This window comes from Mesorhizobium sp. B2-6-1 (assembly GCF_006440475.1).
Classification (GTDB): domain Bacteria; phylum Pseudomonadota; class Alphaproteobacteria; order Rhizobiales; family Rhizobiaceae; genus Mesorhizobium.
On the sequence record NZ_VFUH01000009.1, the window covers coordinates 26,311 to 41,519 of the forward strand.

Annotated in this window: 16 protein-coding genes and 2 tRNA genes; 10 read left to right on the forward strand and 8 right to left on the reverse strand. The window is 63.0% G+C overall.

Annotated elements, in window-relative coordinates; translation table 11 throughout:
- Nucleotides 1–101: 101 nt before the first annotated feature.
- Nucleotides 102–178, reverse strand: a tRNA-Pro gene (locus FJ443_RS18825).
- 141 nt (nt 179–319) lie between these two features.
- Here FJ443_RS18825 and FJ443_RS18830 point away from each other — a divergent pair.
- The 5 genes from FJ443_RS18830 (at nt 320) to FJ443_RS18850 (ending at nt 3,622) form a co-directional block, all read left to right on the forward strand.
- Nucleotides 320–625: an ETC complex I subunit gene (locus FJ443_RS18830; RefSeq protein ID WP_140494338.1), complete on the forward strand. Its 306-nt coding sequence runs from the start codon at nt 320–322 to the stop codon at nt 623–625.
- Nucleotides 626–683: 58 nt separating this feature from the next.
- Nucleotides 684–760 (forward strand) — tRNA-Arg (locus tag FJ443_RS18835).
- 289 nt (nt 761–1,049) lie between these two features.
- On the forward strand, nt 1,050–1,274 hold the full coding sequence (locus tag FJ443_RS18840) for a hypothetical protein (RefSeq protein ID WP_140494336.1): 225 nt from the start codon (nt 1,050–1,052) through the stop codon (nt 1,272–1,274).
- Between the two features lie 185 nt (nt 1,275–1,459).
- Entirely contained in the window at nt 1,460–2,248 is a 789-nt protein-coding gene (locus FJ443_RS18845) for a GGDEF domain-containing protein (RefSeq protein ID WP_140494334.1), read from the forward strand.
- A gap of 153 nt (nt 2,249–2,401) precedes the next feature.
- On the forward strand, nt 2,402–3,622 hold the full coding sequence (locus FJ443_RS18850; RefSeq protein WP_140656247.1) for an anion transporter: 1,221 nt from the start codon (nt 2,402–2,404) through the stop codon (nt 3,620–3,622).
- A 103-nt stretch (nt 3,623–3,725) separates the two neighbouring features.
- On the opposite strand, the gene FJ443_RS18855 is transcribed toward FJ443_RS18850, so the two are convergent.
- The 5 genes from FJ443_RS18855 to FJ443_RS18875 form a co-directional block, all read right to left on the reverse strand.
- Nucleotides 3,726–4,046: a cupredoxin family copper-binding protein gene (locus tag FJ443_RS18855; protein WP_140521605.1), complete on the reverse strand. Its 321-nt coding sequence runs from the start codon at nt 4,044–4,046 to the stop codon at nt 3,726–3,728.
- Nucleotides 4,043–4,567: a DUF4142 domain-containing protein gene (locus tag FJ443_RS18860; protein ID WP_140521607.1), complete on the reverse strand. Its 525-nt coding sequence runs from the start codon at nt 4,565–4,567 to the stop codon at nt 4,043–4,045. Before FJ443_RS18860 ends, FJ443_RS18855 begins: the two co-directional genes overlap by 4 nt.
- Before the next feature lie 115 nt (nt 4,568–4,682).
- The gene (locus tag FJ443_RS18865) at nt 4,683–5,351 is read right to left on the reverse strand and encodes an RNA polymerase sigma factor (RefSeq protein WP_140521609.1); all 669 of its coding nucleotides are present in this window, start codon (nt 5,349–5,351) and stop codon (nt 4,683–4,685) included.
- Between the two features lie 90 nt (nt 5,352–5,441).
- On the reverse strand, nt 5,442–6,530 hold the full coding sequence (locus FJ443_RS18870; RefSeq protein WP_140494324.1) for an HPP family protein: 1,089 nt from the start codon (nt 6,528–6,530) through the stop codon (nt 5,442–5,444).
- A gap of 212 nt (nt 6,531–6,742) precedes the next feature.
- On the reverse strand, nt 6,743–7,927 hold the full coding sequence (locus FJ443_RS18875; RefSeq protein ID WP_140515505.1) for a cystathionine beta-lyase: 1,185 nt from the start codon (nt 7,925–7,927) through the stop codon (nt 6,743–6,745).
- A 591-nt stretch (nt 7,928–8,518) separates the two neighbouring features.
- On the opposite strand from FJ443_RS18875, the gene FJ443_RS18880 reads away from it, so the two are divergent.
- The 5 genes from FJ443_RS18880 to FJ443_RS18900 all read left to right on the forward strand — a co-directional run bounded on the left by FJ443_RS18880 (nt 8,519) and on the right by FJ443_RS18900 (nt 13,556).
- A complete protein-coding gene (locus FJ443_RS18880) occupies nt 8,519–9,547 on the forward strand; it encodes an amino acid ABC transporter substrate-binding protein (RefSeq protein WP_140494320.1) in 1,029 nt (342 codons plus the stop codon).
- A 63-nt stretch (nt 9,548–9,610) separates the two neighbouring features.
- Complete coding sequence (locus tag FJ443_RS18885) at nt 9,611–10,798, forward strand: amino acid ABC transporter permease (protein ID WP_140656239.1); 1,188 nt, start codon at nt 9,611–9,613, stop codon at nt 10,796–10,798.
- 3 nt (nt 10,799–10,801) lie between these two features.
- Complete coding sequence (locus FJ443_RS18890) at nt 10,802–11,959, forward strand: amino acid ABC transporter permease (protein WP_140565096.1); 1,158 nt, start codon at nt 10,802–10,804, stop codon at nt 11,957–11,959.
- A 15-nt stretch (nt 11,960–11,974) separates the two neighbouring features.
- The gene (locus FJ443_RS18895) at nt 11,975–12,778 is read left to right on the forward strand and encodes an amino acid ABC transporter ATP-binding protein (RefSeq protein ID WP_140494315.1); all 804 of its coding nucleotides are present in this window, start codon (nt 11,975–11,977) and stop codon (nt 12,776–12,778) included.
- Between the two features lie 115 nt (nt 12,779–12,893).
- Nucleotides 12,894–13,556, forward strand: coding sequence for a TIGR02117 family protein (locus FJ443_RS18900; protein WP_140665348.1), 663 nt, complete (start codon nt 12,894–12,896; stop codon nt 13,554–13,556).
- Nucleotides 13,557–13,590: 34 nt separating this feature from the next.
- Here the strand turns inward: FJ443_RS18900 and FJ443_RS18905 are convergent, their stop codons facing one another.
- Both FJ443_RS18905 and FJ443_RS18910 read right to left on the reverse strand, forming a co-directional pair.
- Entirely contained in the window at nt 13,591–14,814 is a 1,224-nt protein-coding gene (locus tag FJ443_RS18905) for an FAD-dependent monooxygenase (RefSeq protein WP_140665351.1), read from the reverse strand.
- 19 nt (nt 14,815–14,833) lie between these two features.
- Complete coding sequence (locus FJ443_RS18910; RefSeq protein WP_140494310.1) at nt 14,834–15,079, reverse strand: zinc-finger domain-containing protein; 246 nt, start codon at nt 15,077–15,079, stop codon at nt 14,834–14,836.
- Nucleotides 15,080–15,209: the final 130 nt, after the last annotated feature.

Genomic DNA, 15,209 nt, shown 5'->3' on the forward strand with positions numbered 1-15,209 from the left:
ACCACTGGACGCGCGCGGAGATTGCCGACAGCCCCATTCTGCACCCGACACATTGCCATTCGCAGGCGCCAGCGGCTCTCGATTGCCTTTTCGGTGAAAGGTGGTCGGAGTGGAGAGATTCGAACTCCCGACCCTCTGGTCCCAAACCAGATGCGCTACCAGGCTGCGCTACACTCCGAACGGTCTGTTGCCTATTCATTTCAGTGTTCCATGGCAAGTGCAAAAACCTGCGGGTGCAAAAACCTTGCCGCCGTCGGCATTGCGCAGTAATGACGGGCGAAGAGGCGGCCATGCTGCCTTGCACAGCAATGAGGTGGTCATGTCCGCGCGCATTTTCAGTCCAGCCAAAACCGCGATGCAGTCCGGCACGGCCAAGACCGGCCACTGGGTGCTGGAATTCGATCCCGAGATGCGCAAGAAAATCGACCCGCTGATGGGCTACACCACTTCCGGCGACATGAGGAGCCAGATCAAGCTGACCTTCGACACGCGTGAAGAGGCCGTGGCCTATGCCGAGAAGGAAGGGCTCGCCTACCGCGTCGAGGAGCCGAAAGAGCCCAAGCGCCGCCAGATTTCCTATGCGGAAAATTTCCGCTATGACCGCAGGACGCCCTGGACGCATTGACCGGCAAAGCCCGGGCGGGCGCCAGCGCAGACATCTTACCGGCTCCGAGCCGGCCAGCGGTCCCGTAGCTCAGCTGGATAGAGCACCGGCCTTCTAAGCCGATGGTCACAGGTTCGAATCCTGTCGGGATCGCCAATAATTTCAACGGCTTAGCTGCTCTGGACGTGAGAAATTTCAACGCGGGCAGGAATCCGGTCGGAACTTTTCATCCCTTCTCGTCTTCACGAATGCGCTTGCCGGCGCGACGGCGGCACGCCGCCGCCGCGGCGCCCTTTCCGTATTATTTCGTGACCTTGTCGCGCGGGAACCTTCGTAACGATCACGCGTTCGGGGCCTTGTATTCGCGGTCCCTCATAAAAGTAAGCATTCGGGCTGCGAATGGCGGGCAAAACAAGCATGGGTTGGGGAAGGAGAAAACCGCGTCATGTCGAAACGTGAAATTGGAACGTCGCCCGCCTTGGGGCGACGTATCGCCGAGCTCAAAGCCAAGATGCAAACCGCCCGGATTTCCGACCATGAGCTGAAGACCTTCCATAAGGTTGCCGCCATCATGGGAGCGGGCGAAGGCTCTCTAGGCCTGGATGCCGACGATCTGATCGCGGCATCCTTTGTTGCAGAGACGCTGGGCGAATCGGCGCCCAACGGCTGACGGCAGGACCCTCCTGTCGTAGGTCCGGATCGATCATCCGGACAAATCTTCGAGACGCAGGCCGGAGGCGGCCGCCGGTCCGGCGGCCGTAACCCTGCAACCTCTGCCGTCGAATTGGAGGGAAAGTCTTATCGTTTTGTTTGCGTTGGCGCGTCATAGTAGACGCGGCTAACGGAGTTGAAGAGATGAAGCTCGACCTGTCGCCGACGAGTTGGGGCAGGGTGATCGCCGTCACCGCCGCCGGCACGGCGTTCTTCATTGGCGTGGCGTTTTTCGTCGATTCGTTCAATTTCCCGTATCTTTCGCCCGAAGCTGTGTGGCGGGCTCAGCTGACCGACATTCTGTTGCCCCTGGTGCTGGGTGGATCGTTTCTCTTCTTCCTGATGTGGAAGATACGCCAGTTGGCCATTGCCCAGCGCGATCTCACCGTCGTTGCCGCCACCGACAGCCTGACGGCGGTGCTCAACCGCGGCGCTTTCTCCATGCTGGTCGAAGCCTATCTCGAACAGGTCCGCAAACAGGCGTCGGCCAATTCCGGTGCGCTGCTGATCATCGACGCCGATCACTTCAAATCGATCAATGACCGGCTTGGGCATGACTGCGGCGACCAGGCGCTCAAACTGATCGCGCAGACGATCAAGGATCAGCTCCGCGGCACCGACATCGTCGGCCGCATCGGCGGCGAGGAATTCGGCGTGTTTCTTCCCGGCGTCGATCCCTCGCAATCCTGGCTGGTTGCCGAAAGCATCCGCCGGCGAATTCGCGAGGTGGAATTTTCGCCGGGCGGCCGGTCCTGTCCGCTTTCCGTCAGCATTGGCGGTACCGCCTTTAACGGGCCGACCACCTATGAGGAGATATTCTCGGCAGCCGACAGGCGGCTCTATGCCGCCAAGTCAAATGGACGCGACCAGGTCAGTTTCGATCCGATGGTTTCCCAGCAAACGCCGCCAGCCGCGACAATCACGGTTCATTGAGGCGGATCCGGCCAGCCACCGGCGCCGGGGGCGCGTCGCTGGGGATTTCTGCAGCCATCACGCAGAAGGTATTTTCGCTTTGCGCGCCGCCCGCTAAAGGTGGTGGCCACAGCTCCGGCCGGGGCTGAATGCATCGGGCAGGGCCTTCTTCGCATGACATTGATGGGCGCGGCGGCACTGCTGATCCTGGTCCTGACCTATGCCGGCGTCGCCGTCGGCCGCATACCAGGCCTGCGCCTCGATCGGGCGGGGATCGCACTGCTCGGCGGGGCCGCGATGATAGCCATCGGGGCGATCAGCCTGGAGGATGCCTACCGCGCCATCAATTTCGACACCATCACGCTTTTGCTCGGCATGATGATCGTAGTGGCGCATCTGAAGGTCTCGGGCGCCTTTCGCGGCCTCGGTGCCATCGCGATCGAGCATGCGCATGCGCCGTTCATGCTTTTGGTTATGGTGACCCTGCTGACCGGCCTGCTGTCGGCCTTCCTGGTCAATGACGCCATCTGTCTTGTCATGGCGCCGATCGTCGTTCACGTCACCCGCGCCATCAAACGCAATCCGGTTCCTTACCTCATCGCGACCGCCACCGCGTCAAATTGCGGCAGTGTCGCCACCATCACCGGCAATCCGCAAAACATGGTCATCGGTGCGCTGTCGGGCATCTCCTATCCGGCCTTTTCAGCGGCTCTGGCTCCGGTTGCCCTGTTCGGTCTCGTCGCGGTCATCGCCATTGTTCGCATCGTCTACCGCACCGAATTCGCGCGCAACGGCGAATTGACGCCACAGGTCTCGCGCGGCCGCATGCATCGCCGCCAGGTGCTGAAAGCGGTGGTGGTTTGCATCGGACTGGCCGTTGCCTTCTTCGCCGGTGTGCCTGTCGCCAAGGCGGCGCTCATCGGCGGCGCCATCCTCCTGCTCACCCGCGCCATCAAACCAGAGCGCATCTATCGCGAAATCGACGGGCCATTGCTGTTCATGTTCGCCGGCCTGTTCATCGTGGTTGCCGGCGCCGAAAGAACGCTGCTGACACCGGACATCGTCGCATCGGCCAAGAACCTCGGGCTGGACGACGTCTGGCGCCTGTCGGGCTTCACCGCCTTGCTCTCCAACATAATGAGCAACGTGCCGGCCGTGCTGGCGCTGCGGCCCTTCATCCCCGGCCTGGAAAACCCCGAGCGCGCCTGGCTGGTCGTCGCCATGAGTTCGACGCTGGCCGGCAATTTCACGCTCCTGGGCTCGGTCGCCAATCTGATCGTTGCCGAGCAGGCGCGCGCCGCCGGCACGTCGCTGTCGTTCGGCGCTTTCTTCAAAGTCGGCCTGCCATTGACGCTGCTGACGCTGGCGGCTGGCACGGCATGGCTGGCGCTCTGATCCCTGGCGCGACTGTTCCGTGCTCAATTGCTCCGGAGTGACGGGTGCTCCGGAGTGACGGGGCTTGGTATTTGCGGCCAAGTCCCGCCACCGGCCCAGATTTTCAGGGCGCCACTACCAATCGGCCTTTCATGTTGGGATGGAAGCGGCAGAAATAATCAACCGCTCCCGCCGTCTTGAGGGTCAGTTTTCCCTTCGCCTTCGGCGGCATCATCACCTCCCAGCTGCCCTTCACCGTGGCCGTGTGGGCGAATGCGTCCTTGTTCACCCACTCGATCGTGTCGCCGACCCTGGCCTCGACGCTTGCGGGCGAGAAGACGAGCTTCTCGATCGTCACCTCGATCGTCGCGGCCGGCGCCGGGCCGGCGGCAAGCACCAGCGCCAGCCAGGCAAGGAGCGGTCGGATCAGCACGGCCGCTTTCATTTCAACATGCCGGCGACATGTTCGGCATGCTGCTCATGCCCCTGGAAGATTTTGAGGCCGGTTTCGAGCAGGCTCTTCAGCTCGGCATTGCTGGCCGACGGAATGAGCAGGGTTTCGAGCGCTCCATTGACCTGCTTGTGGTAGGCCACCTCGTTTTCGATATAGGCCTTGTCGAAGGCAGCCCCTTTCAGCTTGGCGAGCTTGGCATGTTCCTCTTTCGCCGCCTTGGTCAGCGCCTGGCTGGTGGCATTGTCTTCCGGCTTCACCTTGAGCTTCTTGAGCAGGTCGAGCGCCTGCTTGTTCACCGCTTCGTGGTCGCGCTCCATGTCCTTGGCGAAATCGACGACTTCCTTGTTCTTGGATTTCTTGATTGCCTGCTTGGCCGCCTCGATGTCGATCATGTCGGCTGTGTAGGCGATGTGGGCGATCTGCGGGTCGGTCGGCTTGTCGGCAGCTTGCGCAAATGGGGCAGCGCCAAGCAGCAAGAGGGCGGCAAACGCTGTGGTATGTCGGATAAGCATGGCATCTCCTTCGCCCGACAGGCTGGGCAGCGGGCTTCATCTGGGTTGACATTCATTGGATGAGGATGGCGCAGAAACGTTCCCGACAAATCGGCGAAAGATCTGGCCTTAAAGATCACCCGTCGAATCCGAGCCGTTTCATCACGGCCTGCGTCAGCCGCTCGCAGCGCCGGCCGGCGAAGGGAAAGGCGTCGAGCAGCACCGGCCCGATCTCGTCGTCCAGCGCCTTGCGCAGCAAAACGCGGGCGCGGTGCAGTCTCGTCTTGACGGTCTCGGGCCGCACGCCGAGCAGGTCGGCGGTCTCCTCGATGCTCAGCCCCTCGATGACGCGGGCCACGAAAACCGCGCGATAGGCGTCGGGCAGGCTGTCGGTCGCCCGCTCGACAAGCCCGAGGATCTGCCGCTGCGCCATCGTCCGCTCCGGATCGTCGCTTGGGTTGAGGGGAAACCGGATGATCTGCGCTTCCGGGTTTTCAGGCATGGCCACGGTTCGCCGTCCTTTGCGAAGCCGCCCGAGCGCCTCGTTGATGACGATGCGCGACAGCCAGGTGGAAAGCGAAGCATCGCCGCGATAGGTGCCGAGATTGGTAAAGGCCCTGACATAGGCCTCCTGCACGATGTCCTCGGCCTCGCCGTCGTTGCGCACCATGCCGCGCGCCAGTCGGTAGAGCCGCTGGTTGTTCAGCTTCATGATCTTGCGAAAGGCATCGCTGTCGCGGGCGAGCGCGCGGGCCACGAGCCGAAGCTCGTCCGTCGCTGTTGATGTTGCCGTCAGCGCGGGCATGTGTCCTCCATCGATCCTTGCACGAAAGATTGGATGCAGGTTTCGAAAAAAGGTTCCCGAAAAATCACGCCGGGCCGATCGCCTGGCTACCTATGCTAGCACTTTGGCCGGCTCCGTGCCGGTGTTTTGCATCCGCGCCGTCGCGGCCAGCAGATCGGTTTGCGTGATCAGCCCGAGGATGTGGTTTTTATCGTCGACGATGATGACGGCGTGACTGCGCCCGTCGGTCAGCACTGGCAGCAGCGCCATGGCGTTCGAGCCGGCAGTTGCGGTTGCCGCCGGCGAGATCACGGTTCCGACCGTGCCGGCCGCCAGTGTCAGTTCCCGCAAGCCCACGGTTCCGGCCAGCCTTGCCTCGGCATCCACCACCGGCAAGGTTCGTATGTTGTGGTCAAGCAGCAATTGGCGCGCAGCGGCGGCTGGCGTGTGCTCGTCCACCGAGATGACGTCGCGCGACATGATGTCTTGGCACCGCAACGTCGCGTGCTCGCGCACCATGGCCTGCAATTCGACCTGCCGCAGCAACCGGTCGAGATCGCCCCGATCGATGTCGAAGGTCTCGTCGAGCGCTCCAAGCGCGGCGTCGATGTCCTCGGAGCGAAAACCGACACGCAATTGCGCCGGCGGATCGATGGTGCCGTGACTGTTTACCGGCGCCGGGGCCGGCACGTGCGGGTAGTTGCGCCGGGCCAGCTTGTGGAAGCCGTAGCCAAGCGCCACCAGCAGCATCGAATTGACCGCCACCGGCACGAAAGGAAAAAGGAAGCCGGCGCTGATCACGGCTGGGCCGCCGAACACCGCGGTCAATGCCGCCGCACCCCCGGGTGGATGCAGGCAGCGCGTGAATGACATTGCGGCAATCGCCAGCGCTACCGCAATACCGGTGGCGAGCACCGGCTGGTGCACGAATTGCACCACGATCACGCCGACAAGCGCCGAGATCGTGTTGCCGCCGATGATCGACCAGGGCTGCGCCAGCGGGCTGGCGGGCACCGCGAACAACAGCACCGCCGATGCTCCCATTGGCGCCACCAGCAGCGGCACATGTGGCCCGCTACCCAGTGTGAGTCCGCTGATCGCGCCAGTCAGCGCAATGCCGATCATCGCACCGACGCAGGCGATGATGCGTTCGCGCAGCGTCGCGCCGGCAAGAATGGGAACAAAGAGGCGGAACGCCATGGGCAGGCTCTTGGTGCGGTGGCTGGGGAATGATTTCCGCTGCCGCAATGAAGCGGAAGCCGGCAATTTGGAAGTCAAACAAATCCGCAAAACTGCGGATGGGGAGAATAATATTGCCAACATGGCCGGACCGGGGCGCCGCGTGCGGCCCCCGTTTGCTCAATCGCGTCAAGGCCTTGCGGGCGTTGCTGGTATCGGTCCGAGAGGTCGCGTCAGGCCGCTGCGGCGGCGGTGAGCCCGCGAAGAATATCGGTCATGAGGTCCTCGACATCCTCGAGGCCGATCTGGAGACGAATCAACGGCCCTTCATAGGGGCCCTTGGCAACGACGCGGTCGCCGAGCCAGACCGGCACGGCAAGGCTCTCGTAACCGCCCCAGGAGTAGCCGAGACCGAAGATCCGCAATGCGTCGAGGAACGCGTGCTGCTGTTTCTGGCCGCCGCCGGCAAGCACGATGGAGAAGATGCCGCTGGAGCCGGAAAAGTCACGTTTCCACAGCGCGTGGTCGGGATGGCTGGGAAGGCCAGGGTGGAGCACGCGCGCCACGCCCTTCTGGCCCTCCAGCCATGCCGCGATGGCGAGCGCGCTGCGCTGATGGTGATCGAGGCGCACCCCCATGGTGCGCAAGCCGCGCAGCACCTGGTAGACGTCGTCGGGTCCGGCGCAGCAGCCAAGCGTGCAGAAGCTTTCATACAGCTGTTTCCAGCAGGCTTCGGTGGCCGACACCGTACCCAGCAGCACGTCCGAATGGCCGGCGGGATATTTCGTCGCCGCATGGATCGAGATGTCGACGCCATGGTCGAGCGGACGGAAATAAAGCGGCGTCGCCCAGGTATTGTCCATCATGACGATGGCACCGGCGGCGTGCGCGGCCTTGGCGATGGCTGGTATGTCCTGCACCTCGAACGTGTTTGAGGCCGGCGATTCCGTGAACACCACTTTGGTGTTCGGCTTGATCAAGGCGGCGATGCCCGCGCCGATGCCGGGAGCATAATACTCGACCTCGACGCCGAGCCGCTTCAGCATCGTGTCGGCGAAGTTGCGCGTCGGATGATAGACGCTGTCGACGATCAGCAGGTGGTCGCCCGCCGAAACGAAGGCAAGCAGCGGCACCGTCACCGCCGCCAGGCCCGACGGGACCACGATCGTGCCGGCCGACCCCTCCAGCGCGTCTATGGCCTGGGCCAAGGCGTCGGTGGTCGGTGTGCCGCGCGTGCCGTAGGTGTATTTCTGGTCCCGTCCAGCCATCGAGGCGGCATTGCGGAACAGCACCGTGGAGGCGTGCACGACAGGCGGATTGACGAAGCCGAAATAGTCGTGCGGGTTGTTGCCCGAATGGGCAAGCCGCGTGTTGATGCCCATTTTGCCAGTCACCGGCTCGTTGCCGTCTTTTGCCATTCGTCGTCGCCTTTTTTGGTAAGCCGCTAGCCATAGTGCGGCGACATGGACCGCGCAACAGCCGGCTTTCGCCAGGACCCCGACTTCGAATGTGCCAATTGCCGAGCCGCCGCAGGCCGACTGCAAGCGGTAATGCCGCGGCCAGAAAGCCCGCCGCCGGCAGCGGCATGCGTCGCCTGATAGCGCAAAGCGCACCTCACCATGACCCAGATCCAGCCAGAGGGCGCAGACATCGGCACGCAACCGGCCGGCAGAGCACAGTAACGCAGAGTAATCGGGCGGATGGATTTTTTGCGGACAGAGCGCAGCCTGGCGTAGGGCGAGCTTCGCCGGCTTTATTCGCGCTTGTGACTAAATTGCGGGCGCGTTTGTCTGCGATTCAGGCAATTGCGGCAAACGATTTTCAAACCCATCTGAATTCGGTCATTTTCCTTGACCTCACAGGAATTATCGCCTTCGATGCTGTTCGTGAATGGGAGGCGGCGCGTCGACTGCGATGCGGAGTTCCGGAAATGGGCCGGAACGGAAAGCTGCGTTCACGCGGGAAAAAAAGATCAGGTTTGCCTGAAAACAGAAAAGGGTCTGTGGGTCATGAAACACATTGCAATCGGCATCCTTGGGGCCGCCGCGCTTGGAGCCGTGGCTTCAACGGCTTCAGCCACCACGCTCGACACGGTCAAGCAGAAGGGCTTCATCCAGTGCGGCGTGTCGACGGGCCTGGCCGGCTTCTCGGCGCCGGACGACAAGGGTGACTGGCAAGGCATCGATGCCGATTTCTGCCGCGCCGTGGCGGCCGCCGTCTTCGGTGACGGCTCCAAGGTCAAGTTCACGCCGCTCAGCGCCAAGGAGCGCTTCACCGCGCTGCAGTCGGGCGAGATCGACATCCTGTCGCGCAACACCACCTGGACCATTAACCGCGACACGGCACTTGGCCTGAACTTCATCGGCACCACCTACTATGACGGCCAGGGCTTCATGATCAACGCCAAGAAGCTGCCGGGCGTCAATTCGGCGCTTCAGCTGTCCGGCGCCGCCGTCTGCGTGCAGAGCGGCACCACCACCGAGCTCAACCTCGCCGACTACTTCAAGGCGAACAAGATGGAGTACAATCCGGTCGTTTTCGAGAAGCTCGAAGAGGTCAACGCAGCCTATGACGCCGGCCGCTGCGACGTCTACACCACAGACCAGTCGGGCCTTTACGGCATCCGCCTGACGCTGGGTGCGCCGGCCGATCACGTCGTGCTGCCGGAGATCATCTCCAAGGAGCCGCTCGGACCGGCAGTGCGCCAGGGCGACGACCAGTGGTACCATATCGTCAAGTGGACCTATTTCGCGCTGCTCGATGCCGAGGAACTCGGCATCACCAAGGCCAATGTCGACGAGATGAAGAACTCGGCCAGCCCTGAGATCAAACGCGTGCTCGGCCAGGAAGCCGACACCAAGATCGGCACCGATCTCGGCGTCTCCAACGACTGGGTCGTCAACATCGTCAAGGCGGTCGGCAATTACGGCGAAATGTTCGACCGCAATGTCGGCTCGGGGAGCCCGCTGAAGATCGCTCGCGGCATCAACGCGCTGTGGACCAAGGGCGGCCTGCAATACGCTCCGCCGATCCGCTGATCGAAATGTGATCCGGAAGGCAGAACCATCTGCCTTCCGGTTTCTCTTTCACAGGGGACGGTGATGGCATCGCAGGAAATCCTTCGCGAGGACACAAATCGCGGGTCCTTTATCAACGACCCGAAAGTCCGCAGCCTCTTTTTCCAGACGCTGGTCATCGTCGTTCTGTTCGGCTCCGTCTGGTGGATCGTGCAGAACGTCATCGACAATCTGCAGCGTCTCCATATCGCCTCCGGTTTCGGCTTCCTCAGGGGCCGCGCCGGATTCGACATCTCGGACACGCCGATCGCCTACACGTCCGATTCGACCTACGGTCGTGCCATCATTGTCGGCCTGATCAACACCATCATCGTCGCCGTGGCCGGCATCGTCACCGCGACCATTATCGGTTTCGTCATCGGCATCGGCCGGCTGTCGCAGAATTGGCTGATCCGCAAGATCTGCACGGTCTATGTCGAGATCTTCCGCAACATCCCGCCGCTGCTGGTCATCTTCTTCTGGTATTCGGGCGTGCTGGCCGTGCTGCCGCCGCCGCGCGAGAGCTATAACCTGCCCTTCGGTTCCTTCCTCAACCAGCGCGGCTTCTATTTTCCGCGCGCCGTCTGGGCCGAGGGCTCCTGGCTGATATTCGTGGCGCTCATCGTGGGCATCGCCATGGCTTGGTTCGTCGCCCGCAAGGCGCGCCAGCGGCAGATGGCGACGGGTCAGCAGTTTCCCGTGTTCTGGACGTCCGTCGCGCTCATCGTCGGCCTGCCGCTGCTCGCCTACGCGCTGAGCGGCTTTCCGCTGAGCTTCGATTTTCCGAAACAGTCGACCTTCAACCTGACCGGCGGCTTCCAGGTCAAGCCGGAGTTCCTGTCGCTCTATCTGGCGCTGTCCTGCTACACGGCGGCCTTCATCGCCGAGATCGTGCGTGCCGGCATCAGGGGTGTCAGCAAGGGCCAGACCGAGGCCGCCGCGGCACTTGGACTGCGGTCGGGATCGATCCTGCGGCTGGTCGTGGTGCCGCAGGCCATGCGCATCGTCATCCCGCCGTTGACCAGCCAGTATCTCAACCTGACCAAGAACTCCTCGCTGGCCATCGCCATCGGCTATCCGGACCTGACGGCGACCGCCGGCACGGTGCTCAACCAGACCGGCCAGGCGGTCGAGGGCGTGCTGATCATGATGATCGCCTATCTCATACTTAGCCTGGTGACCTCCGCCGTGATGAACGTGGTCAATGCCAGAATGGCGTTGGTGGAAAGGTAGGCCATGCAGGAACACGACATGTCCTGGGTGCGCACCGAAATGGCCCTGGCGGAGGCGGCGCCGATCAGCGAGCGCGGCCTGTATGCCTGGGTCCGCAAGAACCTCGTCGGTTCGGTCGGCGACACCATTCTCACGATACTCGGCATCATCATCGTCGCCTGGGTCCTGCCGCAGGTCATCAACTGGGCCTTCATCAATGCCCAGTGGACCGGGCCGGACCGGACCGTCTGCGCGACAGTGGCGCAGGGCGGCATCCAGCCCGATGGCTGGAGCGGCGCCTGCTGGGCCTTCGTCAACGCCAAGTTCGGCCAGTTCATGTTCGGCACCTATCCGGTCGAGGAGCGCTGGCGGCCGATCCTGGTCGCCATCCTGTTCGCGGCGCTGCTGGTGCCGATGCTGGTCCCCAGCGTGCCGCGCAAGGGCCTGAACGCCATCCTGCTTTTCCTCGTGCTGCCGATCGTCGCCTTCTTCCTTCTGGTCGGCGGCGTGTTCGGCCTGCCGCATGTCGAGACGTCGCGGTGGGGCGGACTGCTGATCACGCTCAGCCTCTCCTTCGTCGGCATCGCCGTGTCGCTGCCGCTGGGCACCGTGCTGGCGCTCGGCCGGCGCTCCAAGATGCCGATCGTCAAGATGCTGTGCATCATCTTCATTGAAGCTGTGCGCGGCATCCCGCTGATCACAGTGCTGTTCTTCGTCAGCGTCATGCTGCCGCTTTTCCTGCCCGCCGGCGTCACCTTCGACAAGTACCTGAGGGCTCTGATCGGCGTGTCGCTGTTTGCCGCCGCCTATATGGCGGAAGTGGTGCGCGGCGGCCTGCAGGCGATCCCCAAGGGCCAATATGAGGGCGCCGATTCGCTCGGCCTCGGCTATTGGCAGAAGATGGGACTGATCGTGCTGCCGCAGGCGCTGAAGCTGGTCATTCCCGGCATCGTCAACACGTTCATCGGCATGTTCAAGGACACCAGCCTGGTCCTCATCATTTCGATGTTCGACCTGCTCGGCGTCGTCAAGCAGAACTTCTCGGACGCCAACTGGGCGACGCCGCAGACCGCGAAATCCGGTCTCGTGTTCGCCGCCTTCGTGTTTTGGCTGTTCTGCTTCGGCATGTCGCGCTATTCAATGTATACGGAACGCCGGCTCGACACCGGTTACAAACGATAAAAAGGGGATTGGTTCATGGCCACCGAAAACGCCGTCAGCGCGGAAGAGATCAAGGTCAATGCCGCGAAGATGCACATCTCGACCACCGATGTCGCCATCGACATCATCGCCATGCACAAATGGTATGGCGAGTTCCATGTGCTGAAGGACATCAACCTCAAGGTGATGCGCGGCGAGCGCATCGTCATCTGCGGCCCGTCCGGCTCCGGCAAGTCCACCATGATCCGCTGCATCAACCGGCTCGAAGAACACCAGAAGGGCAAGATCTTCGTCGACGGCAAGGAATTGACCAACGATCTCAAGAAGATCGACGAGGTGCGCCGAGAGGTCGGCATGGTGTTCCAGCACTTCAACCTGTTCCCCCACCTGACCATCCTGGAGAACTGCACGCTGGCGCCGATCTGGGTCCGCAAGACCCCGAAGAAACAGGCCGAGGAGATGGCCATGCATTTCCTCAAGCGCGTCAAGATCCCCGAGCAGGCCAACAAATATCCGGGCCAGCTCTCCGGCGGTCAGCAGCAGCGCGTGGCGATCGCCCGTTCGCTGTGCATGAACCCGCGCATCATGCTGTTCGATGAGCCGACCTCGGCACTCGACCCGGAAATGATCAAGGAAGTGCTGGAGACCATGGTTAGCCTTGCCGAGGAAGGCATGACCATGCTGTGCGTCACCCACGAGATGGGCTTTGCGCGGAAAGTCGCCAACCGGGTGATCTTCATGGATCAGGGCCAGATCGTCGAGCAGAACACGCCGGCCGAGTTCTTCGATCACCCGCGCCACGAGCGCACGAAGCTGTTCCTGTCGCAGATATTGCACTGAGCGCTGCTTCGTCGAAATGGAAGGAGCCCGGCCGCGCCACGGTCGGGCTTTTTCATATTTGGCCGATCGGATCGTTTCGATTGAAACGTGATGGAATCGCAAGAACTATGCCCGGATGAGAAAACGCCTTCGTTTCCTGGCCGTGCTGGTTGCCGCGGTGGTGCTGGTCGCGGCACTCGGCACGCTGGTGCCGCGGCCACTCTGGCCGGCTGCCGCGGCCGGCGAGGGCGCCAGGCACATTCTGGTGCTGAGCAATCCGATCCACACCGACATCGCCATTCCCGTCGATGACGGCGTGCGCCGGCGCTTTCGCTTCCTCGCCGCTGCCGGCCAGCCTTCCGACGCGCCCGAGGTGCGCTACATCGTCTTCGGCTGGGGCGGCCGCGCCTTCTACCTGGAGACGCCGACCTGGTCGCAGCTGAAGGCGATGCCCGTATTCAAGGCCCTGACGCTTGACGCTTCAGTGATGCATGTCGAGGTCGCCGGCAATATCTCCGGACCCGACGTCGCCGGTTTCGACATCCCGGAAGACCGCTTTGCGGCATTGCTCGACTTCATCGATGCGAGTTTTCAGCAAGGACCAGGCGGGCCGATCGTCATCGCAGGGGCCGCCTATTCCAATTTCGACCGCTTCTATGAGGCGAACGGCCATTTCAATGCGCTGGCCGGCTGCAACACCTGGACCGCGGCCGCCTTGCGAACCGCCGGCCTGCGCACCGGTTGGTGGAACCCGTTGCCGGTCTCGCTCGGGTGGTCGTTGAGGCTGTATAATTGGTAGGTCGCGCAGATAACGCCAACGCCTCGTTCGAGTTCTAGGCCCGCCACCCATAAAGCCAGTCCAAATCCGCGGCGAGCTTCTCCGGCGCCCGCATTTTCAGGAAAAGGTTGCGCGCCAACGCCACCGGACCCCAGGCATGCCAGGCAAGGCGGTTGAGGGCGCCGCGACGTGCCACTCTCGCGACGCGCGGCCGGCGCAGGCCTTCCCAGATTTGAAGACTTCCGGCGAGATCGGCAGGGGAGGCGGCCATGACGTCGGCAAGCGTGGCGGCATCCTCGATGGCCATCGCGGCGCCCTGTGCCGCGAACGGCGTCATGGCATGCGCCGCGTCGCCGACCAGTGCGATGCGGCCCGACCTTACCCATGGCGGCTTCTGATCGACCGTATGGACCGGCCAGGCCGCCCAAGGGCCGGCCAACTCCGCAAGCCTTGCCAGCGCCGGCGTGGTGCGGCGCATGGCGCCGGCCAGGATTGCGGGATCGGCATGGCCGGACCAGCCTTCGGCGATACGCTCGCCCCTGGTGAAAGCGACGAGGTTGATGGCGCTGCCCTTGCTGACGGGATAGGCGACCATGTGAAAGCCGGGATGCAGGAAGGTGGTGACGCAGTCCGGCGCACCGATCTCTGCAAAAGCTTGCCCGGCAGGACTGTCTGCGCTGACGGTTGCCCGCCAGGCCAGTTCGCCGGAGAAGTGGCTTTTCGCAAGCCTGTTTTTCCTTCCTTGGTCGGCAAGTCCGCGCACCGACGACGAGACGCCATCGGCGCCGACCAGAAGGAAACCTTCCGCCGCGACGAGCCTACCACCCACATCGGCTGCCGCGGTGATGCCTGAACTGCTGATCGTGACGCTGTCAAGGCGCGCGCCGGTGGTGAGATGAACATCGGGCATGGCAGCCACGCGCGCCATCAGCGCGTTTTGCAGGTCCGCTCGATGCGCCACGAGGTAGGGCGCACCCCAGCGCGCCTCGCCTGCTCGTCCAAGAGGCACGCGCGCCAGTTCGCCCAAGGTTGCCGCATCCTTCAGCACCACGGCTTCCGGCCTGACGGCATTGGGAAGAAGTGCGTCGAGTACGCCGAGCTCACGCAGGATGCGTGTCGCGTTGGGCGAAAGCTGGATGCCGGCGCCCGCCGCTTCGAGGCGCTGCGCCTGTTCGAAGATCCGCACGGTATAGCCGCGCTCGGCGAAAGCCAGTGCCGCGGTCAGCCCGGCAATACCCGCCCCGGCGATGATGACTTGCCGGGACTGTGCGTCTGCCATTGGCCCGGCCCGCTGGAGGTCAGGCGGCCTGATCGATGTAGAGGCAGCCGGCCGGCAGCGTTTCCATCGCCGTCAGCTTCGGCGAATAGCGGTAGAGCGTCGAGCAGTAGGGGCAGACCTTCTCATTGTCGTCGCCCATGTCGAGAAACACATGCGGATGGTCGAAAGGCGGGTTGGCGCCGGTGCACATGAATTCCTTGACTCCGATATCGATCGCCGGATGGCCCGCATCGTTCTGGAAATGGGGAATGGAACCGCCTGCCATCGTCGTCTCCTTTAGCGCAGTCTGCTCAGCGTTTGGATCATAACCGGTCTGTTTGCAAGTTCGATGAAATGAAACTGTCGCAAAAGCCTGTCAGAGGATAAGTTAAGCCGGTTAACCGGCTGGAGCATCG